Source organism: Hydrogenivirga sp. 128-5-R1-1 (genome assembly GCF_000171895.1).
The window spans coordinates 293,217-315,057 of the sequence record NZ_ABHJ01000001.1; the positions used below are offsets into that span (position 1 = coordinate 293,217).

Annotated in this window: 19 protein-coding genes, 6 tRNA genes and 3 rRNA genes; 16 read left to right on the forward strand and 12 right to left on the reverse strand. The window is 53.0% G+C overall.

From position 1 onward, the window contains the following. Positions 1-144 precede the first annotated feature (144 nt). The 7 genes from HG1285_RS18075 to HG1285_RS15495 all read left to right on the forward strand — a co-directional run bounded on the left by HG1285_RS18075 (position 145) and on the right by HG1285_RS15495 (position 7,466). Positions 145-1,719, forward strand: a 16S ribosomal RNA gene (locus tag HG1285_RS18075). 78 nt (positions 1,720-1,797) lie between these two features. Then, positions 1,798-1,871: transfer RNA gene (locus tag HG1285_RS15510), tRNA-Ile, on the forward strand. A gap of 16 nt (positions 1,872-1,887) precedes the next feature. Continuing rightward, positions 1,888-1,960: transfer RNA gene (locus HG1285_RS15505), tRNA-Ala, on the forward strand. A gap of 48 nt (positions 1,961-2,008) precedes the next feature. Beyond that, positions 2,009-4,961: ribosomal RNA gene (locus tag HG1285_RS17115) — 23S ribosomal RNA — on the forward strand. A gap of 38 nt (positions 4,962-4,999) precedes the next feature. Further along, positions 5,000-5,117 (forward strand): 5S ribosomal RNA (gene rrf, locus HG1285_RS17120). The 16S, 23S and 5S rRNA genes sit together here with 2 tRNA genes alongside, the layout of an rRNA operon. A gap of 140 nt (positions 5,118-5,257) precedes the next feature. Further along, on the forward strand, positions 5,258-5,500 hold the full coding sequence (locus HG1285_RS15500) for a hypothetical protein (RefSeq protein ID WP_008286124.1): 243 nt from the start codon (positions 5,258-5,260) through the stop codon (positions 5,498-5,500). A 46-nt stretch (positions 5,501-5,546) separates the two neighbouring features. Next, positions 5,547-7,466 carry a hypothetical protein gene (locus tag HG1285_RS15495; RefSeq protein ID WP_157560424.1) on the forward strand — a complete coding sequence of 640 codons (1,920 nt, stop codon included), beginning with the start codon at positions 5,547-5,549 and terminating at the stop codon, positions 7,464-7,466. Here HG1285_RS15495 and serS read toward each other — a convergent pair. The 9 genes from serS to HG1285_RS15450 all read right to left on the reverse strand — a co-directional run bounded on the left by serS (position 7,463) and on the right by HG1285_RS15450 (position 14,009). Continuing rightward, a complete protein-coding gene (serS, locus tag HG1285_RS15490) occupies positions 7,463-8,737 on the reverse strand; it encodes a serine--tRNA ligase (protein ID WP_008286126.1) in 1,275 nt (424 codons plus the stop codon). The two genes, HG1285_RS15495 and serS, sit on opposite strands and share 4 nt — an antisense overlap. A gap of 20 nt (positions 8,738-8,757) precedes the next feature. Continuing rightward, complete coding sequence (locus HG1285_RS15485) at positions 8,758-9,195, reverse strand: DsrE family protein (protein ID WP_008286127.1); 438 nt, start codon at positions 9,193-9,195, stop codon at positions 8,758-8,760. Then, on the reverse strand, positions 9,183-9,383 hold the full coding sequence (locus HG1285_RS15480) for a hypothetical protein (RefSeq protein WP_008286128.1): 201 nt from the start codon (positions 9,381-9,383) through the stop codon (positions 9,183-9,185). Before HG1285_RS15480 ends, HG1285_RS15485 begins: the two co-directional genes overlap by 13 nt. Position 9,384: 1 nt before the next feature. Further along, positions 9,385-9,804, reverse strand: coding sequence for a DsrE family protein (locus tag HG1285_RS15475; RefSeq protein WP_008286129.1), 420 nt, complete (start codon positions 9,802-9,804; stop codon positions 9,385-9,387). Positions 9,805-9,871: 67 nt separating this feature from the next. After that, complete coding sequence (locus tag HG1285_RS15470; RefSeq protein ID WP_008286130.1) at positions 9,872-10,447, reverse strand: TetR/AcrR family transcriptional regulator; 576 nt, start codon at positions 10,445-10,447, stop codon at positions 9,872-9,874. After that, entirely contained in the window at positions 10,444-10,950 is a 507-nt protein-coding gene (locus HG1285_RS15465; RefSeq protein ID WP_008286131.1) for a thioredoxin fold domain-containing protein, read from the reverse strand. Before HG1285_RS15465 ends, HG1285_RS15470 begins: the two co-directional genes overlap by 4 nt. Beyond that, entirely contained in the window at positions 10,923-11,798 is an 876-nt protein-coding gene (gene ispH, locus HG1285_RS15460) for a 4-hydroxy-3-methylbut-2-enyl diphosphate reductase (RefSeq protein WP_008286132.1), read from the reverse strand. Before ispH ends, HG1285_RS15465 begins: the two co-directional genes overlap by 28 nt. 23 nt (positions 11,799-11,821) lie before the next feature. Beyond that, the gene (gene purN / locus HG1285_RS15455) at positions 11,822-12,472 is read right to left on the reverse strand and encodes a phosphoribosylglycinamide formyltransferase (RefSeq protein WP_008286133.1); all 651 of its coding nucleotides are present in this window, start codon (positions 12,470-12,472) and stop codon (positions 11,822-11,824) included. After that, positions 12,465-14,009, reverse strand: coding sequence for a hydantoinase B/oxoprolinase family protein (locus tag HG1285_RS15450; RefSeq protein WP_008286134.1), 1,545 nt, complete (start codon positions 14,007-14,009; stop codon positions 12,465-12,467). The genes purN and HG1285_RS15450 overlap by 8 nt, the downstream gene beginning before the upstream one ends. Positions 14,010-14,066: 57 nt before the next feature. On the opposite strand from HG1285_RS15450, the gene HG1285_RS15445 reads away from it, so the two are divergent. Continuing rightward, positions 14,067-15,779: an EAL domain-containing protein gene (locus tag HG1285_RS15445; RefSeq protein WP_008286135.1), complete on the forward strand. Its 1,713-nt coding sequence runs from the start codon at positions 14,067-14,069 to the stop codon at positions 15,777-15,779. On the opposite strand, the gene HG1285_RS15440 is transcribed toward HG1285_RS15445, so the two are convergent. Continuing rightward, complete coding sequence (locus tag HG1285_RS15440; RefSeq protein WP_008286136.1) at positions 15,766-17,004, reverse strand: HDOD domain-containing protein; 1,239 nt, start codon at positions 17,002-17,004, stop codon at positions 15,766-15,768. The two genes, HG1285_RS15445 and HG1285_RS15440, sit on opposite strands and share 14 nt — an antisense overlap. 103 nt (positions 17,005-17,107) lie before the next feature. On the opposite strand from HG1285_RS15440, the gene HG1285_RS15435 reads away from it, so the two are divergent. The 7 genes from HG1285_RS15435 to HG1285_RS15405 all read left to right on the forward strand — a co-directional run bounded on the left by HG1285_RS15435 (position 17,108) and on the right by HG1285_RS15405 (position 20,320). Continuing rightward, positions 17,108-17,180, forward strand: a tRNA-Thr gene (locus HG1285_RS15435). An 11-nt stretch (positions 17,181-17,191) separates the two neighbouring features. Beyond that, positions 17,192-17,278: transfer RNA gene (locus HG1285_RS15430), tRNA-Tyr, on the forward strand. 4 nt (positions 17,279-17,282) lie between these two features. After that, positions 17,283-17,355: transfer RNA gene (locus tag HG1285_RS15425), tRNA-Gly, on the forward strand. 29 nt (positions 17,356-17,384) lie between these two features. Beyond that, positions 17,385-18,749: a hypothetical protein gene (locus HG1285_RS15420; protein ID WP_008286137.1), complete on the forward strand. Its 1,365-nt coding sequence runs from the start codon at positions 17,385-17,387 to the stop codon at positions 18,747-18,749. A 14-nt stretch (positions 18,750-18,763) separates the two neighbouring features. Then, positions 18,764-18,838: transfer RNA gene (locus HG1285_RS15415), tRNA-Cys, on the forward strand. Positions 18,839-18,845: 7 nt separating this feature from the next. Next, entirely contained in the window at positions 18,846-20,093 is a 1,248-nt protein-coding gene (gene murD / locus HG1285_RS15410; protein WP_008286138.1) for a UDP-N-acetylmuramoyl-L-alanine--D-glutamate ligase, read from the forward strand. A gap of 2 nt (positions 20,094-20,095) precedes the next feature. Further along, the gene (locus tag HG1285_RS15405; RefSeq protein WP_032496270.1) at positions 20,096-20,320 is read left to right on the forward strand and encodes a DUF2905 domain-containing protein; all 225 of its coding nucleotides are present in this window, start codon (positions 20,096-20,098) and stop codon (positions 20,318-20,320) included. Here the strand turns inward: HG1285_RS15405 and nusB are convergent. Both nusB and ribH read right to left on the reverse strand, forming a co-directional pair. Next, the gene (gene nusB / locus HG1285_RS15400; protein ID WP_008286140.1) at positions 20,292-20,726 is read right to left on the reverse strand and encodes a transcription antitermination factor NusB; all 435 of its coding nucleotides are present in this window, start codon (positions 20,724-20,726) and stop codon (positions 20,292-20,294) included. The two genes, HG1285_RS15405 and nusB, sit on opposite strands and share 29 nt — an antisense overlap. A gap of 3 nt (positions 20,727-20,729) precedes the next feature. Continuing rightward, entirely contained in the window at positions 20,730-21,194 is a 465-nt protein-coding gene (gene ribH, locus HG1285_RS15395; RefSeq protein WP_008286141.1) for a 6,7-dimethyl-8-ribityllumazine synthase, read from the reverse strand. Between the two features lie 126 nt (positions 21,195-21,320). Here ribH and HG1285_RS15390 point away from each other — a divergent pair, with 126 nt between their 5' ends. Then, positions 21,321-21,779: a hypothetical protein gene (locus HG1285_RS15390; protein WP_008286143.1), complete on the forward strand. Its 459-nt coding sequence runs from the start codon at positions 21,321-21,323 to the stop codon at positions 21,777-21,779. The last annotated feature ends 62 nt before the right edge of the window (positions 21,780-21,841 follow it).

Consider the following 21,841-nt stretch of genomic DNA (forward strand, 5'->3'; position numbering starts at 1 on the left):
AGGGTGCTATATTAATAGACCGCTTTGAAAGGTAGCGAGTCCAGAGAGGCTCGCCTGGCTCCTTGGCAACTGAATAGGGGGAAGGAATCCTCGCGAATGGGGGTTCTTTGAATCCAAAAAGTTTTTAATTGCTTGTGCCCTATTTCCATGAAGAGTTTGATCCTGGCTCAGCGCGAACGCTGGCGGCACGCCTAACACATGCAAGTCGCGGGGCAGCAGACCCTCCTTCGGGAGGGTGCTGGCGACCGGCAAACGGGTGAGTAACACGTGGGTAACCTACCCCCAGGAGGGGGATAACCCCGGGAAACCGGGGCTAATACCCCATAAAGCTAGGAACCACAAAGGCTTCCTAGTTAAAGGGGGCCTCTGCTTGCAAGCTCCCGCCTGGGGATGGGCCCGCGGCCTATCAGGTAGTTGGTAGGGTAACGGCCTACCAAGCCTATGACGGGTAGCCGGCCTGAGAGGGTAGCCGGCCACAGCGGGACTGAGACACGGCCCGCACCCCTACGGGGGGCAGCAGTGGGGAATCGTGGGCAATGGGCGAAAGCCTGACCCCGCGATGCCGCGTGCGGGAAGAAGCCCTTCGGGGTGTAAACCGCTGTCAGGAGGGACGAAGGGACCGTGGGCTAATACCTCACGGTCTTGACGGTACCTCCAGAGGAAGGGACGGCTAACTACGTGCCAGCAGCCGCGGTAATACGTAGGTCCCGAGCGTTGCGCGGAGTCACTGGGCGTAAAGCGTCCGCAGCCGGCTCCGTAAGCGGGATGTCAAAGCCCGCCGCTTAACGGCGGAACGGCATCCTGAACTGCGGAGCTTGAGGCACGCCCGGGCAGGCGGAATTCCCGGGGTAGCGGTGAAATGCGTAGATCTCGGGAGGAACACCGAAGGGGAAGCCAGCCTGCTGGGGCTGTCCTGACGGTCAGGGACGAAAGCCAGGGGAGCGAACCGGATTAGATACCCGGGTAGTCCTGGCCGTAAACCATGGGCGCTAGGGCTTGTCCCTCTGGGGCAGGCTCGCAGCTAACGCGTTAAGCGCCCCGCCTGGGGAGTACGGGCGCAAGCCTGAAACTCAAAGGAATTGGCGGGGGCCCGCACAACCGGTGGAGCGTCTGGTTCAATTCGATGCTAACCGAAGAACCTTACCCGGGCTTGACATGCCAGGGTCACCTCTGCGAAAGCGGAGGGTTTTCGTTCCTCTGGAGCGAACCCTGGCACAGGTGGTGCATGGCCGTCGTCAGCTCGTGTCGTGAGATGTTGGGTTAAGTCCCGCAACGAGCGCAACCCCTGCCTCCAGTTGCTACCCGCGAGGGAGCACTCTGGAGGGACTGCCGGCGATAAGCCGGAGGAAGGTGGGGATGACGTCAGGTCAGTATGCCCTTTATGCCCGGGGCCACACAGGCGCTACAGTGGCCGGGTCAATGGGATGCGACCCAGCAATGGGGAGCTAATCCTCAAACCCGGTCATGGTGCGGATTGTGGGCTGAAACTCGCCCACATGAAGCCGGAATCGGTAGTAACGGGGTATCAGCGATGTCCCCGTGAATACGTTCTCGGGCCTTGCACACACCGCCCGTCACGCCACGGAAGTCGGTCCTGTCGGAAGTCCCCGAGCTAACCGGCCTTCGGGCCGGAGGCAGGGGCCGATGACAGGGCTGGCAACTGGGGCGAAGTCGTAACAAGGTAGCCGTAGGGGAACCTGCGGCTGGATCACCTCCTTTATAACGGAGAATTTTTCTCATCACTGTATAGTCCATTTAGAGAGGGTTCCTTCCCCCTATTGAGTTGTTTGCAAGGCAGGGCCTCTAGCTCAGTCGGTTAGAGCGTGCCCCTGATAAGGGCAAGGTCCCAGGTTCGAATCCTGGGAGGCCCATATTGGGGGCACATCAGGGGATGTAGCTCAGCTGGGAGAGCGCCTGCTTTGCAAGCAGGAGGTCGCGGGTTCAAGTCCCGCCATCTCCATTGGCTCCTTGGCAACTGAATAGGTCTTCCTCTCCAAGTATGGTAGGTATGCAAGTTAGTAAAGGCTCGGGGTGGATGCCTCGGCAGCCGGAGGCGATGAAGGGCGTGCTAAGCTGCGATAAGCCGGGTGGAGGCGCAAAGAGCCTTTGAGGCCCGGATGCCCGAATGGGGAAACCCGGCAGGCGATAAGCCTGTCATCCCGCTTATGCGGGAGGCCACACTCCGCGAAGCAAAACCTTTTAGTAGCGGAAGGAAAGGAAATCAATTGAGACGCCCTTAGTAGCGGCGAGCGAACGGGGCATAGCCCAAACCCTGTGGGTGCCATGGCGGCGGCCTTAGCCCACAGGGGGTAGTGGGACACGTCCGGAGGAATCCGCCGGTTCCTCGGGGAGTTACAAAACTCCCACCTAACCGAAGTCCGCTGGAATGCGGTGCCGTAGAGGGTGAAAGCCCCGTAGGTTAAAGGTGTGGAGTCTCCCTGGGGCGTGTTCCCGAGTACCACGGCCCACGTGGAAGGTTGTGGGAATCTGGGGGGACCACCCTCCAAGGCTAAGTACTACCGGCTGACCGATAGCGTATAGTACCGTGAGGGAAAGGTGAAAAGAACCCCGGAAGGGGAGTGAAATAGAACCTGAAACCCCGGGTCTACAAGCCAGTGGAAGGGTCCTTGTGGCCCGACTGCGTGCCTTTTGCAGAATGAGCCAGGGAGTTGTCTTCAGGGGCTAGGCTAAGCCGTCAGGCGAAGCCGTAGCGAAAGCGAGTCCGAATAGGGCGTTTAAGTCCCTGGGGGCAGACGCGAAGCGGGGCGATCTACCCTTGCCCTGGGTGAAGGCCGGGTAAAACCGGCTGGAGGCCCTAAGGGGTCGGTGCTGCAAAACCGTCCTGTGAGGTGAGGGTAGCGGTGAAAAGCCAATCGCGCCCCGTGATAGCTCGTTCTCCCCGAAATGCATCGACGTGCAGCGTCGTCCGTTCCTTCCCGGGGGTAGAGCCACTGGTTGGGCTAGGGCCCCGAGAGGGGTACCGAACCCTGCCAAACTCCGAATACCGGGAAAGGTAGGACGGTAGTGAGTCTCCGGGGGATAAGCTCCGGTGGACAAGAGGGAAACAACCCAGACCGCCGGCTAAGGTCCCAAAATCCGGGCTAAGTGGTAAAGGAAGTCCACCTCCTAAGACAGCCGGGAGGTTGGCTTAGAGGCAGCCATCCTTTAAACAGTGCGTAACAGCTGACCGGTCGAGGGGGTGGGCGCCGAAAATTTAGCGGGGCTCAAGCCCGGTACCGAAGCCGCGGGTCAGTATCCACTCCGGTGGGTACTGGCGGTAGGGGAGCGTTCCCTGTGGGCTGAAGCTACGCCGTGAGGCGTGGTGGACTGCAGGGAAGTGAGAATCCTGGCATGAGTAGGAGCGAAGGCAGGTGAGAAACCTGCCCGCCGGAAGCCCAAGGTTTCGGTGGCAATGGAAATCAGCCATCGGTTAGCCGGGACCCTAAGGCGAGGCCGATGAGGCGTAGCCGATGGGAAGCGGGTCAACATTCCCGCGCCAGCGATGTGGAGCCAGAGTCGTGACGCAGGAGGCTAACCCGGGCCCGCTATGGAATGCGGGTGTAAGGTAGTAGGGGGGAGGCGTAGGCAAATCCGCGCCTCCATAACCCCGAGAGCCGATGCGGCAACTCGGGTGACGCCACACTGCCAAGAAACAATGGCGCTGGCTTTGAAGCATCGCTGCCCGTACCGGAAACCGACACAGGTGGGCTGGGTTAGGAGCCCAAGGCGTCGGGGGAACTCTCCTCAAGGAACTCGGCAAATTGGCCCCGTACCTTCGGAAGAAGGGGTGCCCATGGGGGTGTAGTCCCTCGCGGACGAAGCTCCTGTGGGTCGCAGTGACCGGGCGGTGCCGACTGTTTACCAAAAACACAGGACTACGCAAACCCGAAAGGGGATGTATGTGGTCTGAAGCCTGGCCAGTGCCCGAAGGTTAAAGCCCCGGGTGATGAGCTCGGGGTCGAAGCCCGGGTAAACGCCGGCCGTAACTATGACGGTCCTAAGGTAGCGAAATTCCTTGTCGGGTAAGTTCCGACCTGCATGAACGGCCCAACGAGTGCCGCACTGTCTCGAGGAGAGTCCCGCCGAAATTGTAATGCCGGTCAAGATGCCGGCTACCCGCGGCTGGACGGAAAGACCCCGTGAAGCTTCACTGCAGCCTGACATTGAATCTTAGCCTGTCCTGCGCAGGATAGGTGGGAGGCTGGGAAGCCCGCCCTCCGGGGCGGGTGGAGCCGCCGGTGAGATACCACCCTGGGCAGGCTGAGGTTCTAACCCAGCCAGGTGAACCCCTGGCGGGGACCGTGTCAGGTGGGCAGTTTAGCTGGGGCGGCTGCCTCCTAAAAGGTAGCGGAGGCGCCCAAAGGTACCCTCAGGCGGGTCGGAAATCCGCCGTAGAGTGCAAGGGCAGAAGGGTGCCTGACTGTGAGACCGACAGGTCGAACAGGGGCGAAAGCCGGGCCTAGTGACCCACCGGCTCCATGTGGGAGGGCCGGTGATCAGCGGATAAAAGCTACTCCGGGGATAACAGGCTAATCTCCCCCGAGAGCCCACATCGACGGGGAGGTTTGGTACCTCGATGTCGGCTCCCCCCATCCTGGGGCTGAAGCAGGTCCCAAGGGTTGGGCTGTTCGCCCATTAAAGGGGGACGCGAGCTGGGTTCAGAACGTCGCGAGACAGTTCGGTCCCTATCCGCCGCGGGCGCAGGAGCCTTGAGGGGGTCCGTCCCTAGTACGAGAGGACCGGGACGGGGCAGGCTCTAGTGTACCGGTTGTTCCTCCAGGAGCAGCGCCGGGTAGCTATCCTGCTACGGGATAAGCGCTGAAAGCATCTAAGCGCGAAGCCCACCCCAAGATAAGGGCTCCCTGAAGGGCCCCGGAAGACTACCGGGTTGATAGGCCGCAGGTGGAAGCTCAGCAATGGGTGAAGCCGAGCGGTACTAATCGCCCGTTCGACTTGCATACCTACCTGAGGAGAGGAAGACCTATTGAGTTGCAGGTTCCCCGGTGCCCATAGCGGAGGGGAAACACCCGGTTCCATTCCGAACCCGGCAGTTAAGCCCTCCAGCGCCGATGATACTGTGCCGGACCGCGGCACGGGAAAGTAGGTCGGTGCCGGGGGTTTTAAAAATATCTTTTATAGTGTTTCTGAATTCAGCTTAATAAAATAACTATCGTAGACATAGTAATATCTTAAAACTATGCTCCCATTCTGGAAGCTAATTGCTACGGTCTTTTTGACCTTCTGGTATGTCTTTTCTATGCCGGAAGACACTGACCTTGTGCCTATAACCTATCCAAAGCCGAACCCATGTTACACCCTTGAAAGATACTCGGTGGAAGATGGGGTTCTCAAAATATTCTTAAAAAGGGAAGAAAGTGATAGACTCTGCATTCAGGTCATCGTTAGGGAGGAGCTCAAACTTCCAAAAGAGGTGGCTGAAGATATAAATAAGGTAGAGGTGTTTACAGAAAATAAGCCCTGGCAGGTGTTTGAGAGATAGGGCTTAAGCTGTCAGATACTCCCATCAAAGATCGTTATAGATAAATATGCGTGGTGGAGGGATTGCCTCAGCTATAAGAAGGGTGATCATACTCTTGGGAGTAGTGTGCACTGCCTCTCTCTCCGGTTGTGCCCATAAGTCTGACTACCAGCTGTTAAGGGAGTTGAGCGATCTTGAGCTTAAGCTGTGCACACCCTTTCAGGAGGAGTATGTATGTACAGTCGGTATAGGCGGCACGCTGAACGAAGCGGAGCGTAATGCAAAGCGAGAACTGGCTGAGAGGGTTATAAGTGTAGTGTCTGTCAGGTTTGAGAAGAGGATAAGACAGGTGGTAAGTTACGTTCATGAGGATGTAAGTGAGGAGGTAAAGCAGGTAAAAGAGTTCATGTCCACCAACTTAGCTTACTTAGAGTTTAGAGGCAATGAGATATTCAAAACCGGCAAGGTTTCAACCGGAGAGACTTACTATTACGTAGCGATGAAGATAAAAAAGGAAAGGGCTATAGAGCTCCACAAGAAGTTTGCCAGGAAGGTTGATGTGTTTGCGTATATAGACCTATTGGAGAGCACAGACGACCTTGGCGTTAAAGCAAGGCTGCTTAAGGAGCTGTCAGACATATCCAGCGTGAGGGATCTTTACGAAGAGAAGGTTGTTGTTAAAGGCGATATAACTACCGTAGGAGGTTTTATATCTGCAGAGAAAGAGGCTATAAGGGGCAGGTTAAGGGTTGCCTACACGGGGGAGCGTATTTACATAGTTGACGCCTTCGGCGTTTGTCCCGTTCAGGCTTTAGAGTTGCTCCTTGAAGATGCGACGGGCAGGGAGCACATAACGATGACATCCCAGGAGGGAAGCGTAGAGCTATCTGGGCTCGGTTTTGTAGAGCCAATACGTGTGTATGCGAGGCTTGCCAACCGATGGGAGTTTATAGCTTATCTCAGGAAGAAGAGGAGTTCAAACGTATACATTTATACCGAGCCCAAGGGGCTGTATTACGAACTTAAGAGTGAAAACCAGGGTGTCGTTTCAACGGGTAAAACTCCAAACGTGATTAACCTGACCCTCAAGGAGGGTAGAACCTATAAGTTGAAGGTTTTTGGAAGCAAGGTGTACGGCTACGTGGAAAAGGACGTTTACGTGAAGCCGGGGTATGACGCCTATGTCGCTGAAAGGTTTGAGAGAGCAGAGACAGAGGACGTTGAGCTTGAGGTGGAAGGCGATGCGACGCTGACCCTTGAAACCCGTGCAGGACATCTCATAGCTGAGGGAGAGAAGGGCTTCAAGGGAAGACTCGCCGAAGGTAGCTACACTGTTTTCATCAGACACAACGATGATAGTGAGGAGTTTCAGCTGGTTGAGGACTCTTTCTTTCTAAGAAAGGGGAGACCCGTAAATAGGAGGTACTTTGAGCCTGAGGACAGGCACTTCTTCAAAGAGGGTCTGGGAGCCTACATAGCCTTCTCTGAGTTTGTTTCCGTTCCCAAAGATGCGAAGTTCAGTGTGGAGAACGCCCCTGAGGACAGGGACAGATGGGCGATCTCCGTATTTTCCTTCGGTGGAAGGAGGTACTTCACCTACGGGTATTTGGGTGGAAGTATAGGCATAGCCTCCCTCTCATTTAAGGACTCCAACTCTAACTCCTCTGGAACCGGTGGGTATGTTGATGTGGTGGGAGGTCTTTACAGTGACTTCTGGCAGGGAAGGGGTTCCTGGGAGGTCGGTGTGGGCTACGCCTTCGGAAAGGCTTCCTACGGTGAAAAGTACGTTCCTTACAGGTCGGAGGTCAGCTTTGCGTTGCCCTTTATTAGCTTCAGGGCTACAGCCTTGTTCGGTCTTGAGATAAAGGTGTTTTCGGACAGCACCCTTGTCCTCTCGGTACAGATAGGAAGTATGGGAGTCAGGAGCGGTTACAGATACCCGAGGAAGGTGAACGCAAGAGCCGGGCTGCATTACGAAGAACTTTAACCCGGTACTATGATGTCCGCTTTGAGGTAATCTCTGAGAGCCTCAGGAACCTCAACGCTCCCGTCCTCTCTCTGGTAGTTCTCAAGTATGGCGGCGAGTGTCCTGCCCACGGCGAGACCTGAGCCGTTGAGGGTATGGACGAACCTGTTCTTTCCCCTTTCGTCCTTAAAACGGGTGTTCATCCTCCTCGCCTGGAAGTCCTCACAGTTGGAGCATGAAGAGATCTCCCTGTACTTGCCCTGAGATGGAAACCAGACCTCAAGGTCGTAGGTCTTCGCTGCCGAAAATCCGAGGTCTCCAGTGCAGAGCTCCACGACCCTGTAGGGTAACCCGAGGAGTTTGAGAACTTCCTCAGCGTCAGCGGCAAGCTTTTCCAGCTCATCGTAGCTGGTGTCCGGGTGGACTATCTTCACGAGCTCTACCTTGTTGAACTGGTGCTGTCTTATTATCCCCCTTATGTCCTTTCCGTGGGAACCAGCCTCCCTTCTGTAGCAGGGCGTGTGGGCTGTCAGGTATATAGGCAGCTCTTCCTCCTTCAGTATCTCTCCTCTGAAGAGGTTCGTCAGGGGAACTTCTGCGGTTGGTATAAGGTAAAGCTCGTCCCTCTCACACTTGTAGAGGTCTTCCTCAAACTTCGGGAGCTGTCCCGTTCCTTCAAGGACTTCGGGACGAACAAGGTGTGGCGGCAGCACCTCCTCATAGCCTTTGGTTCTGTGGAGGTCAAGCATGAAGTTTATGAGGGCTCTCTCCAGACGAGCACCCCAGCCCTTTAACACGGTAAACCTGCTTCCTGAAAGCCTTGCGCCCCTTTCAAAGTCAAGGATGCCGAGCTTCTCACCGAGCTCCCAGTGAGGTTTCGGTTGAAAGGTAAATTCTTTAGGCTCTCCCCATCTTCTAACCTCAACGTTCTCGCTTTCGTCTTCTCCAACGGGGACGCTCTCGTGGGGTAGGTTTGGTATCCGGAGCATCAACTCCCTGAGTTCTCTCTGAACTTCTTTCAGCTCCTCATCAAGCTTATCTATCTTTGCTTTCAGTTCTCTGACGAGGCTCTCTATCTGAGTGGTGTCCTTTCCCTCTAGGCGGAGTTTGCCTATCTCTTTACTTCTGGCGTTCCTCTCAGCCCTGAGAGCTTCTATCTCTGTGAGCAAACTTCTCCTGCGGGAGTCAAGCTCAAGCACTTGGTCTATCAGTCCCGGAAGTTCTGGATCTCTCGTTTTGAGCCTCTCTTTGACGTAGTCCGGCTTTCTCCTTATGAGCTCTATGTCAATCATGAAAGATTATTTTACAAGGCTCAAAAGGGGACGAAGGCGTAGCCTTTGTTCTGAAGCTCTATGAGGGTTATCCAGCTGTTTGGAACCCTTTCAATGAATTTGGGCATCTTCTTTATCTTCCCGCGCTTTAGGGCTATATCACAGGCTTTTACCTCAACGTCGTAATGATCCCTTAGGGTCTGGAGCTGGCTCTGGATAAACTTTATCTTCTCCGCCTTCTTGGGTGGAACCTTCTTTAGGTTGCCCTCCACTATGCCTATGCAGTGGGAGTGTATCGTTAGAACGAAGCTGTAGTCCTTTCCCTCCCGTATGAGTGAGTCCGCAGTCTTGCGTATAAGAGATATCCGCTTGCTCACCCAGTCAAGGTCTCCTACCGCGCAGTCAAAGACCGCCTTGTAAACATCCTGAGCCTGAGACAGGGAGAAGAGTAAGATCAAGGCGAGTATCAATCTTCCCATGGGTCTCCTCCTTCAAGGTTTACCAAAGAGCACGAGCTCTTCCTGAAGATTTTGCATAGGTCGTCTCCAGGCTTCGCATCTATGGAGCACTGGAGCTCCTCTATAACCTTCCACTCCTCTTCCGGGTAGGCGGATTTTGGCAGGTTCTTGAAGTAATAGACGCAGCTCTTGCAGAGTTCTCTGTCCATCTCAGTACTGCATGAATACGGCAGCAGGCTCAGCTTTCTCCGTTAGAAACCAGGTGGCACCCACTATGCCGTCCGCTTCGGGGATGAGGTTTTCCTCACCCACACCGAATATCTGGGCGGCTAAGCTGCACCCGTATAGGTGTACTTTTCCGGTTTCCTTAAGCTTCTTGAATATCTCGTGTATGTCGGAGGGGAGTCCCGCAGAGGCAACCCGTTCCTCTATCATCTCTATTGGGGTTCCGGCATGGTCTGCAGAAGGCTTTAGAGCCTGAACACCATCTTTTGATAGAAGCCTCACAGCCCAGTTCACGAAGAGTATGTTTACCTCGTCGTAGGTTGCCGCGCCGAGGTAGGCAAAGGCTAATGGAGTCAGTACGAGGTCGTAGGCATCCTGACGAACCACCATAGCAAGGGTCTTCATCTCACACACCTCCTTACGAATTAATTTATACCGAACGCTCGGTATGTAAATACAGAAAAACAAATTTTTATCTCTTCAGGGAGTTCCATATACACTCTCCTATTTCCTCCGCATACTTAGTTAAGCTCCCCTTCAGGGCTCCATCCCACTTGAGCTGCATCAATCTTACAGGGGCACCCGTCAGGCACACCGCGCAAACCTCTCCGTCCATATCCTTCAGGTTTCCCAGCTTTATCTCCCTCCTACAGAACTCCTTGAGCAGGTCAAAGGGTTCAGCGGAACATACAGGTATATCAAGTATCTCCCTGTGCTTCACGTACAGGGCGTACTCCATGGTGTATCTGTCTCTCTCTGCAAGCTCTAAGAGAGCCCTGACTATGCCCTTGACCCTATCCTGGGCGGTTTTGCCCGATTCTATGGCGTCCTCTATACTCTCCTTTATGGTTTCCAGTGTTTCCCTGTATATGAATCCCGCTATCTCTTCCTTGCTTTCAAAGTGGTGGTAGACAGCCCCTGTGCTGACCCCGGCAGCTCTCGCTATGTCTCTTATCGTTGTGTTGAAGTACCCCTTCTCAACGAAGAGCTTCTTTGCGGTTAGAAGTATGGTTCGCTTCGTCTGTTCGCCGAGCTCTTTTCTTCTCACTTTTCTATTCCGAGCTCTTTTATCAGGTCTTTGGAGAAGCCCTCTATTATCTTGTTCTTCTCAGGGATTATGTTGTAGGGAACTCCGTTAACGCCCAGTTTTTCCACAACCTTGAGGTGTTCCTCTATGAGGTCACACTTACCCACGTTGGGCACCTTCCCATCTATCCTGCCAAGCATCACCTCGTCCAGCGCCTTGAGTTTATCCTTTGAGCACGCTATGTAGTAGGACTTCTTGAGGTTCTCCTCGCCCCACGTCTTGAAGGGGAATATGAAGACGTATACCTTGAGCTTGTCAAGGTGCTTTCGGAGCTCCTTCCACTCAGCCCTGCAGTGGGGACAGTCAGGATTTATGACGGTTATGAGCTCCTTGTTTCCCTTACCTACGACTATAGCTTTATCCTTAGGTATACCCCTTATCTGTTCCCTGATGAGCTGCTCGTAAAGACTGCCCGCGTACAGGAAGGTCAGCAAACTCAGGAGCAGTAAGAGAGCTCTCTGCATATCTCTTCTATTTTACTCCTAACGCTTTCTATTATCCAGCTTGGGGTTGAAGCTCCTGCAGTTATTCCCACCCTCTTAACACCTTCAAACCACTCGCTCTTTAGCTCTTCCGGAGTTTCTATGTGGTAGGAGTTTTCGTTCAGGGACCTTGCTATGTTGTATAGCCTCCGTGTATTACCGCTGTTCTTACCACCGATTATTATCATCACATCAACCTGCGGTGCTAACTGATAGACGTCTTCCTGTCTAACGGAGGTGGCGTTGCAGATGGTATTTATCACCTTGAGCTCTTTTGCCCATAGGGCAAGCTCCCCCACCACCTCTTTAAAGAACTTTTCGCTCTGGGTTGTCTGGGATACGACGCCTACCTTTTCGTGTTTGAGGACGGGTTCCAGGTCGTCCATGCTTTCAACAACTACGCCCTCACCTTTGCACTCCTTAAGGTACCCGAGAGTGCCTATGACCTCTGGGTGGTTTTTCTCTCCCACGAGGACTATGAAGTAACCTTCCTCTGCGAGCTTGCACACCGCGTCGTGGACAGCCTTGACGTAGGGGCATGTGGCATCAATCACCTGAAGACCTTTACTTCTCAACTCCCTCTCTCTGTCAGGGGGTATACCGTGAGAGCGTATTATTATCGCATCACCCTCGTGGGGCTCTTCGTCTTCCAGAGGCTTAACCCCCATGCTCTTAAGGCGCCCTACCTCCTGAGGGTTGTGTATTATGGGTCCGAGGGTGAACACCCTGGCGCCCTGCCCTGTTATATGCGATGACTCCTCCGCCAGCTTGACAGCCCTTTTAACACCGAAGCAGAAGCCCGCGTTTGGAGCAACTATTATCTCAACCATGACAGATAAAAATTATATTCCTTTCAGAATTTCTCAAGCTCTGGGTTTACCGGCAGAGTTCCATATCTCGCTTCCCTGACCTCAACGAGCCTTCCCTTAATGTTAACCCTTCCCTCGGCGAACCACTGGACTGCCTGGGGGAGTATCCTGTGTTCGTATCCAAGTATCCTTTGGGAGAGCGTATCCTCCGTGTCCTCGGGCAGGAGAGGAACGACAGCCTGAACGATAACCGGACCCCCGTCAACGCTCTCGTCAACTATGTGAACCGTGCATCCAGAGAACTTCACTCCGAACTCAACAGCCTGCCTCTGGGCGTGGAGACCCTGAAAGGCAGGTATAAGGGAGGGGTGTATGTTTATCACCCTGTCAGGGAAGTGCCTCAGGAAGTTGCCCGACAGAATCCTCATAAAACCCGCGAGCACCACGAGCTCCACCCCTTTCTCCTTCAGCTTAATAGCTAATTCTTCCTCAAACTCTTTCTTCGTAGAAAAGTCTTTCCTCCTGACGACCCCGTGTTCAAGCCCGTGCTTCCTGCACCTCTCCAGTGCAAACGCCTCAGGATTGTCCGAGAGCACGAGCTCTATACTTGCATCAATCTTCCCCTCCTCTATCCCGTTTATGAGAGCCTGGAGGTTTGAGCCTCTTCCAGAAACGAGGACTCCCAGCTTAAGCATAGCCTCCTCCTCCGGGGGTTTCCACTCTAAGTCTGTCGCCCCTTTTCAGCCTCAGAGAGAACTTTCCGCCCATCAACTCTCTCTGCCCATCTCTTATCACTATGTTCCTTCCCACCTCTCCCGGTTGAGCTCCAAAGAGTCCGTAGGGTGGGATCCTCCTCCTCTCCGAGAGCACTGTAACCTCAACGTCCGACAGGAACTCTATCTCCCTAACTATCCCGTCTCCGCCCCTCCTGAGCCCCTTTCCACCAGAGCCTCTCTTTACGGAGTACTCCCTTACAAGGAAGGGGTAGGCGTGCTCAAGGGCTTCCACGGGTGTGTTCATAGTGTTAGTCATGTGGGAGTGGACTGCGCTTTCCCCGTCTCCTCCAGACCAAGCACCCATGCCCCCACCTATGGTCTCATAGTAGGTGAACTTACCTCCCCTAAGGGGGTCTGTTCCCCCCACCGCCACGTTGTTCATCGTGCCCTGGCTCGCAGCGGGGATCAGGTCGGGAAGCGCCTTTGAGAGCGCCCCGAGAACCACGTCCACTATCCTCTGGGAGGTCTCCACGTTGCCGCCGGCCACCGCCGCGGGGAACTCCGCATCAAGTATGCTGCCTTTACGGGTTACCACCTCTATGGGTCTGAAACAGCCTTCGTTTGTTGGGCTGTCCTCTGGAAGGAGGCACCTGAAGGCGTAGTAAGTTGCGGAGAGGGTTATTGCCCTGACGGCGTTCATGGGTCCCTCCGTCTGGGGATCGCTCTCCGAGAAGTCCACCTCAACTCGTCCGTCCTTTACCTTGAGCTTGACCCTTATGGCTATGTCCTCCCTTCCGTACCCGTCGTCCTCTATGAAGTCCTCAAATCTGTACACTCCGTTGGGAAGTTTTGACAGGGCGCTTACCATCAGCCGCTCGGAATAGGCGAGGAGTTCATTGCAGAGACCTTTAATGTCCTCTCCGTATGTCTCTATGAGGGAAAACGTGCGCTCCACGCCTACCCTGTTAGCCATCACTTGGGCGCTCAGGTCTCCAAGCCTCTCTTCGGGAGTTCTTACGTTCGCCTTAAGTAGGGATAGTACCTCCTCCTTGAAAGCACCTTTTTCAACGAGCTTGACCGGCGGTATGACGAGCCCCTCCTGGAAAAGGGAGCTTGACAGAGGCATAGATGCCGAGGACATACCCCCTATGTCTGCGTGGTGGGCTCTGTTGGCCACGTAGAACATGAGCTCCCCCCGGTAGAACACGGGTGCCACCAAGGTTATATCCGGGAGGTGTGTTCCACCCCGGTAGGGGTCGTTTAGGATCACCATATCTCCCTCGTTCATCTGTAGAGACGATATGGCTTCCCTGACGGACATGGACATGGAGCCGAGGTGAACCGGTATGTGCTCCGCCTGAGCTATAAGGCGACCTTCCCTGTCAAAGAGGGCACATGATAGGTCCCTCCTTTCCTTTATGTTGGGTGAAAAGGCAGTCCTCTGGAGAACTATGCCCATCTCTTCTGCAACCGAGGAGAGCCTGTTTTTGAACACCTCAAGGAGCAGGGAAGGCATTGAAAGAATTATAAGTTAAAGCGCCCGTGCATCTGCCGATAATCTAAACTTGTAAAGATGGGACGAGAAGATAAGCTCAAGAAAGAGATAAAAAAACTGAAAGAGAAGCTCTCCCTCATGTCAAAGATACTCAAGCATGTGAGCGAAGGCGTTCTTATAGTGGACAAAGAGGGGATAATAAGGGGTGCAAACGAAGCCTTCTTTAAGATAACGGGGTTGGGACGGGAGGGCGTTTACGGGAAGAGCCTATCAGAGCTTGACTTCAAGTGGGAGGGCTACCCTTCCTTCAACGAGGTTCGTGACATACTCCTCTCGGAGGGTGTGTGGAGAGGGGAGGTCTGGGGTGTGAGCAGGGGGGGAAGCCCCTTTACCGCCGAAACCACCCTCGTGAAGGCAGACGAGGAGAACTACATAGCCATATTCCTGGACAGCACCGATAAGAGAAGCCTTGAGGCGAGCCTGCGCTCCTTAGCCTACTACGATGCCCTTACGGGTTTGCCAAACAGAGCTCTGCTTTACGACCACCTTTCCCAATTCCTCTTCCAGGCTAAGAACGAGAACAAGAAGCTTGCTGTTGTGTTCTTTGATATAGACAACTTCAAGCTTATAAACGACACTCTTGGGCACGAGGTCGGGGACAGCTTGCTCAAGGCGTTCGCCCACCGGTTGACTTCCCACTTTCCTCCCAATACGATGGTGGCTCGCTTCGGCAGTGACGAGTTCGTCGTAGTCCTTGAGTCAATAGCTGGTATAGACGACGTGGAGGAGGTAGTCTCCGGTTTCATCAACAGCGTGACCACTCCCTTCTTCATAGAGGGACAGAAGATATACGTCACCGTTACGGCAGGTATAAGCCTGTACCCCATAGACGGGGGAGACCCCCAGACGCTTCTCAGGAACGCCGACATTGCGATGCACCACGCCAAGGAGCTCGGGAAGAGCTCCTTTAAGTTCTTCACCAACGAGCTGAACCTCAAGGTGAGTGAGCGTTTTACCCTTCAGGCTGAGCTCAGAGATGCCCTTGAGAGGGAAGAGTTCGTCCTCTACTACCAGCCCCAGTTTGAACTCAGGACGAACACCATAGTGGGCGTAGAAGCCCTGATAAGGTGGCACCATCCGGATAGGGGGGTAATACTGCCTGGCAGGTTCATGCACGTCGCGGAGGAAACGGATCTTATAGTCCCTCTGGGATACTGGGTTCTCAGGAGAGCTTGTGAGGACGGGAGGAGACTCGTTGAGAACGGGTTCCCCCTAAAGGTGGCGGTTAATATATCCGCCAAGCAAATATCCGAAGAGGACTTCTTGGAGAAGCTCAGGGATATACTAAACGCAACGGGTTTTGATCCCAACCTCCTGGAGGTAGAGATAACTGAGAGCGTCCTTATGAAGAACAAACAGCAGGCTGCCCGTGTCCTCAGAGAGCTCAAGAAGATGGGGATATCTATCGCCATAGACGACTTTGGGACGAGCTACTCCTCCCTGAACTATCTGAAGTACTTTCCGGTGGACAAGCTGAAGATAGACAGGTCCTTCATAGGGGACGTTATTTCCGACCCGAACGATGTCGCCATAGCCACAACTATAATAGCGATAGCCCACAACCTCGGGCTGAAGGCTACCGCGGAAGGAGTGGAAACCGAGGAGCAGCTGATCTTCCTGAAGCTGTGGCAGTGCGATGAAGCTCAGGGCTTTTACTTCTCCCCGCCGATTACCCTTGACAGCTTTATAGACATGCTCAGAAACGAGAACTTTAAGATCAAAGGTGTATAACCGTGTCAGCCATCATGTAACTTCTCCTGGCTACGTCCAGCACCTCTTCGGGACTGAGTTTAACGCTCTTGGCTATGCTATCAAGGAACTTGAACTCACCGGCGCCTTTCGCTCCCTTTATCTCTCTTTCCTTCTCCTCCAATAGGGAAGCCATGCTCAGGAGCTTAGCCAGCGGACTCTTCTTATCAACGAAGGCTGACACTATAAGATCATCAACGTTAACCTCAACGAGGAAGTCGGGTATCCTCACATCAAGGATCTGGTCTATCAGGGAGAAGAGCCCTACAAGGTACGCTTCGCTGGTGTTGTCCGGCATGACGTTCTTGGAGAGCTCTTCCATAAGCTTCGCCCTTATGAGGGCTTTCCTCCAAAGCGTTGGGTTTTCAACCGTGGCGTAGTCGTTTATGGCGAGCACAAGTATAAAGTTCTTTATGTTCTTAAGCCCGAAGTAGACAGCCGCCTGCTCTATGCTCTTCACCTTCTTCCTGAGGGCGAAGTAGGCTGAGTTTATGAAGCGAAGGAGCTTTGCACTCAACCCCACGTCGGTCTCTATAATCTTCGCAAACTCGTTTGGCGTTTGGGCTGTGTTCATCAAGACCAGCAACCTTAAGAGTGTGCTCTTTAGGAAGGGTGCAAGTTTTATCTGCTGTAGCTCTTCGTGAGCTCCAACGAAATCACCTTCAACGTAGTCTACAAGGTCTGCGAACTTGTCGTAAAGCTCCTTTGAGTCCACGCCACTCACGAGAACCTTCTTGCCCACGGTTTCTACCTTGCGAACGTCCGCCGGTTCTGCCGTTCCTGCGTTGAACTCTATTATGTTTGCGAACTGGATTATGTCCGGGTGCTGCTTCAAGAGCTCGTAGTGGACTGATATAACTGCCTCTTCAAGACTCAGCTTCTCTATACTCTCAAGGGCTCTCGTGTACACGGTTTTACCTAAACCGACCGTCGCAGGTGTCAGTTTGAACCCCGTTAGCTGGGGGCTCAGCAGTTCAAAGGCTTTCACTAACATAGTGTCTATGGGCATCTTTATGAAAACCCTTTTACCCTCCCCTACCCTCTTCAGCCCATACTCTGCAAGAGTCCTTATGGTTATGACCGCGACCTTGTTTTCCAGTATATCTTCGGGAAGCTCGCTGGTGGACAGGGGTTCAAGGTAAAACTCGTAGGCGAACAGGTTGCCAGCGGTATCAAGTATAGCTCTCCTTCTCACACTGAAGTCCATGACAGATTAATCGTCTCCTATAAGATTAGTTTACAGAATGCCCTTCTCAAAGTCTTCTCCTTGACGCCGGAGAGACCTTAAATTAAAATTATCCTTTGTGTCTGCTGGCGTAGCTCAGTCGGCAGAGCGCGGGATTTGTAATCCCGTGGTCGCGGGTTCAAGTCCCGCCGCCAGCTTTGAGCTGGTAGGAGGGGTGGCCGAGCGGCCAAAGGCAGGGGACTGTAAATCCCCCGGGCTTCGCCCTGCGCAGGTTCGAATCCTGCCCCCTCCACCATGAAGCGGGTGTAGCTCAGTTGGTAGAGCAGCGGCCTTCCAAGCCGCAGGTCGCGGGTTCGAGTCCCGTCGCCCGCTCTTGATATATAAATGGGGAGGTGAGAGTCGTGAGGCTGATGGCTCTTCTTCTCTTCCTAACAGGTGTATCCTTCGCGGTTGAGGTGGCGGTAGGTTTTGGAAAGCTTACTCCGGATGAGGACATAGTAAAGCTACTTGAAAAGTGCAACGCGAAGATAAGATCCATGTGGTATGCATCACCTTACGGTGGTGGAGGATCTGGTGCAGAAAGGGAATGGTACAAACCCCGAGATTTTTTTCAAAAGATCAGGGAACGCCTCGTGGGTGGATACAGAATCGGTTACTTTGAAGATGTGGCAGGGTTTAAAATCATTCTGGAGAACAATCTGCTCAAAGTTGAAGACCTGAATAGGTATCCAAAACTGCTTAAACTTGTAAGAGGGCTTGTAAACAACTACTATCAGCAAAGGGAGAGTTATATTTACATCAAGAGCGGGGGACCTATAGTTTATGCGGTTCTTGTCAAGACCGATGATGTGAACTGCCTTGAAGAAAGTAAACTGGTAAAGGATGTCAGTGTGAATTACTTTTCTCTCTTTACAGCTTTTCTTAAGTATGTGCCTTATTACTTCAGACCGAAAAGGTACAGTCAGTATTACTTCTTTCCTGAGGTCAAGAACGCCAAACCGGAAGAGCTATACCGGATGATAGAAAAGGCAGTGTCGGAGCACAAAAGCAATAAAGAGTTCCTCAAGCATTTTAAAAAGTTCTATATAAAAGCAGGCTTTTACAAAAAAAGGCTTGAGTTCTTTAAGAAGTCTATTGAAGGTGCGAAAAAGCGTTCTTTGGAAGGAAAGACACCACCTCCTCAGACTTATTTTCCCAACGAGGGAGATATTTTTTACACTGGAACGGATACCGTTGTATACAATGTAATTAAGTGGAACAATCCCGGAGACTGGTCGGTTGAAGAACCTGGGTACGAACATGACCTCGTTGCGAAAAACGATTACTTTACGTCTTGTTATTCTCAATCGAGCTTACCTGAGTGGTACGACGATTGCCCCACAACATGCGTGGACGAAAGCTCAGGTGGTGACTGTGCCTTTTCCTTCGGAACTTACAACGCTTTGCTTATTGAACCCGGTTTTCCTTATGAGGGTTGGGTTCGTCTCACGAGAGGCTCCGCAAGCTACACCGACTTCCGGCTTAACGCTCAAGAGGTGTTTCACTCTCCAATATGTTTTAAGTTTTTGGGAAGGTGGATCTGCATTCCCTGCCCCTTCGATACTCCCTGGTGCATGGGTGGAACGCCTTTCAGGGACGGTAACCCGGATCTCAACTGTCCTGTAAATTCCCTTGCTCTGAAAAAGTGCCAGTTCAGAAGATTCTACCCCTATAACAGCTCCTGGCAGGATAAATACGACTGCACTCACGCAAGCTGGTGTGATTAAATTTATAAATAACAGGCGACGTGGCCGAGCGGCTAGGCGAGGGACTGCAAATCCCTTTTACGGCGGTTCGAATCCGCCCGTCGCCTCCACAAAACGATGAAAACCTACCTTGTCTGGGGACTCGGGAAGAGTGGACTCTCCGCTGTTCAACTTCTAAAAGAGAAAGGTTGTAAAGTCTACTCTGGGGACGATGCAAAAGGGGACAGCTGGGAGGAATTTATAGACTCCGTTGATGTGGTAGTCCTGTCCCCGGGAGTACCCCCAAGACACCCCCTCTGGAAGGAAGCCCTGAAGAGGGACATAGAGGTAATTGGAGAGCTTGAGCTCGCCTACAGGTTCTTTGAGGGAGATGTGGTGGCTATAACGGGAACTGACGGCAAGTCCACGACGACGAGGTTGACCAGTTTGATGCTATCTAAGAAGATCAAAGATGTTCACGAGGCGGGCAACATAGGAACTCCCCTATCGGAAGTGGTCATGTCAGACCCTAAGTCCACCGCTGTGGTGGAGGTCTCCTCTTTCCAGGGCAGAACTCTAAACACCTTCAGACCGAGCGTGGGGGCGTTTCTGAACTTTCACGAAGACCACCTTGACTGGCACCCAGACCTTGGAGATTACCTGAGGAGTAAGCACAACATATTCTCGCGTCAAGAGCCCCGGGATACCTTTATAGCAGGTTCCTTACAGGATGAAGTGCTGAGCACACCCACGCAAGCCGACAGGGTGGTGGTTGACAGGGAGGTCGTAGTTGCGGAGGGAAGGGTTCTCTTCAGGGGGGAGCTCCTCTTTGAGCTGGGAGACCTTAGGTTAAAAGGCGCCCACAACCTTAAGAACGCCGTTGTAGCTTCAATAATAGCCCGCCTCAAGGGTGTGTCCACCGAGGACATAAGAGAGGTTCTTCGGGAGTTCAGGGGACTTCCCTTCAGGATGGAGCTCGTTAAGGTGTGGAGAGGGGTTGAGATATACAACGATTCAAAGTCAACGACACCGAACGCCTTGAAGGCTGCCCTTGAGAGCTTTCCTGACGGGAGCGTGATACTCATAGCGGGGGGCAAAGACAAGGGAGCTGACTTTAAGCCCCTCAGGGAAACGGCGGAAAGAAAGCTGAAGCTGGCTTTCCTGATAGGCGAGACGAGGGAGTCCATGAAGACCGCCTTCGGCGGTGGCTCTAATATAAAAACTATGAGTTCCCTTGAAGAGGCTGTTGACTCGGCTCTGAGGGTGGCTGAGCCCGGGGACTTCGTCCTCTTCTCTCCCGGGTGTTCCTCCTTTGATATGTTCTCAAGCTACGTGGAGAGGGGTGAAGCCTTTAACACCCTCATAGAAGAACGCTGTAAACTATAGATATGTCAGAAGTTGGCAAGATGCTGGTGCTGTTCGGGGTGGTTATGGTCCTTCTGGGAGTCCTGCTGATCTTCTTTGAGAAATTACCCCTCGGTATAGGGAGGCTCCCGGGAGACATAGTTGTGAAGAGGGACAACTTCACCTTCTACTTCCCTATAGCTACCTCTATACTCCTGAGCGTGCTCCTGACCCTTATACTCAACCTGCTCTTTTCGCTGAAGAGGTAGCCCTGTGCTCCTTATATATCTTTGAAAGTATCCCGTTCACAAAGCGTGCCGCCTTCCTGTCGGCATACCTCTTGACTATGTCAAGATAGTCGTTGAAAGCTCTGCCGGGGTCCGGTGGATCTGCGTAGAGCAGTTCTGCAACGCCCAGCCGGAGGACGTTCCTCTCTATGTAACCGAGTCTGTCAAAGCTCCAGCCTTCGGAGTACTCCGATATGAGAGAGTCTATCTCGGGGAGCTTGTCTCTGACCGTTGAAAGGAGCTTGTCCATGTACTCCCTTATCTCTCTGTTCTTTATGCCCTTCTCCTCAACGTACTCTTCACGGATTCTGTCTATGGAGTCGCCCCTTATATCCCATCGGTAAAGCACCATAAGGCTGTTCTCTCTGGCTTTCTTTCTGAAACGCATGACTTAGGCGAGCTTCCTGAAGAGGTTTGCCATCTCTATGGCTGAGAGAGCTGCTTCCCATCCCTTGTTGCCCATCTTGGTGCCAGCCCTCTCTACAGCCTGTTCTAAAGTATCTGAGGTTATTATCCCAAAGGAGACGGGCTTGCCCGCATCTATGGATAGGTTTGCTATTCCCTTTGAGACCTCTGAGGCTATGTATTCAAAGTGGGGTGTGCTCCCCCTTATCAGGACTCCGAGCGCTATCACAGCGTCTATGTCCTCTCTCTTAACAAACTTTCCAACGGCGACGGGAATCTCCCAGGAGCCCGGGACCCTCGCAAGCTCTATGTTGTCTTCACTGCCTCCGTGCCTGAGAATGCAGTCTATCGCGCCCTCTACGAGCCTGTCCACGAGCATGTGGTTAAACCTTGAGGCAACTATCGCAAACCTCAGACCTTCAGCCTTCAGTTCTCCCTCGTGTATCTTCATAGTGTCTATTAATTATATTCCCAAAGAGTCCTCTATGCCTCCCTTTGCCCTTGTTTGACACAGGTCATAATAATTTTCTTATATACGAATATCCTAATAGATAACAAATTTCAGGAGGTAGGAGTTATGGCACTGATAGAACAATTCCCCCCGGACGGGGTTGTAACGATAAACAGGGTAATACTGAAGCCCGAGTACACCGTTGATGACCTTGAAGAGAGGGTGGCTGAGCTCTGTGAACACGTTAAGACCTTCCACTCCATAGACGGCTTCATAGGAGGCTTCGTCCTCATGAACGCGGGCATGATCTCTAAAGAGGGTTCAACGGTTGAGGACAAAGAGGTATCACCCCTAAAGGATAAGGAAGCTCTCATAGTTACCTTCTGGACTTCCTTTGAGCAACATGAGAAGTCCCACCAGAGCCCTCAGTTCCAGAAGCTCTTTGAGAGAGTCCTTGAGCTCTGCGAGAACGGGAACGAGGAGATAGCGTACACGATGCTCTGGCAGGGAAGGGCTTACGACCCTGAAACCGCCCAGAAAGCTATAGAGGCGAAGAAGAACTTCGCGTCCTGCGAAAACTGCTGAACCCCTCCATGGCTCGCCCCTCCCCCCCTCCTTTTTCTTTTTATCCCAAGACCCTAAATTAA

Coding starts and splice junctions, on each gene's coding strand:
- HG1285_RS15500 (WP_008286124.1), top strand. CDS start 5,258: ATGCCGGAAGACACTGACCTTGTGCCTATAACCTATCCAAAGCCGAAC.
- HG1285_RS15495 (WP_157560424.1), top strand. CDS start 5,547: ATGCGTGGTGGAGGGATTGCCTCAGCTATAAGAAGGGTGATCATACTC.
- serS (WP_008286126.1), bottom strand. CDS start 8,737: ATGATTGACATAGAGCTCATAAGGAGAAAGCCGGACTACGTCAAAGAG.
- HG1285_RS15485 (WP_008286127.1), bottom strand. CDS start 9,195: ATGGGAAGATTGATACTCGCCTTGATCTTACTCTTCTCCCTGTCTCAG.
- HG1285_RS15480 (WP_008286128.1), bottom strand. CDS start 9,383: ATGGACAGAGAACTCTGCAAGAGCTGCGTCTATTACTTCAAGAACCTG.
- HG1285_RS15475 (WP_008286129.1), bottom strand. CDS start 9,804: ATGAAGACCCTTGCTATGGTGGTTCGTCAGGATGCCTACGACCTCGTA.
- HG1285_RS15465 (WP_008286131.1), bottom strand. CDS start 10,950: ATGCAGAGAGCTCTCTTACTGCTCCTGAGTTTGCTGACCTTCCTGTAC.
- ispH (WP_008286132.1), bottom strand. CDS start 11,798: ATGGTTGAGATAATAGTTGCTCCAAACGCGGGCTTCTGCTTCGGTGTT.
- purN (WP_008286133.1), bottom strand. CDS start 12,472: ATGCTTAAGCTGGGAGTCCTCGTTTCTGGAAGAGGCTCAAACCTCCAG.
- HG1285_RS15450 (WP_008286134.1), bottom strand. CDS start 14,009: ATGCCTTCCCTGCTCCTTGAGGTGTTCAAAAACAGGCTCTCCTCGGTT.
- HG1285_RS15445 (WP_008286135.1), top strand. CDS start 14,067: ATGGGACGAGAAGATAAGCTCAAGAAAGAGATAAAAAAACTGAAAGAG.
- HG1285_RS15440 (WP_008286136.1), bottom strand. CDS start 17,004: ATGGACTTCAGTGTGAGAAGGAGAGCTATACTTGATACCGCTGGCAAC.
- murD (WP_008286138.1), top strand. CDS start 18,846: ATGAAAACCTACCTTGTCTGGGGACTCGGGAAGAGTGGACTCTCCGCT.
- HG1285_RS15405 (WP_032496270.1), top strand. CDS start 20,096: ATGTCAGAAGTTGGCAAGATGCTGGTGCTGTTCGGGGTGGTTATGGTC.
- nusB (WP_008286140.1), bottom strand. CDS start 20,726: ATGCGTTTCAGAAAGAAAGCCAGAGAGAACAGCCTTATGGTGCTTTAC.
- ribH (WP_008286141.1), bottom strand. CDS start 21,194: ATGAAGATACACGAGGGAGAACTGAAGGCTGAAGGTCTGAGGTTTGCG.
- HG1285_RS15390 (WP_008286143.1), top strand. CDS start 21,321: ATGGCACTGATAGAACAATTCCCCCCGGACGGGGTTGTAACGATAAAC.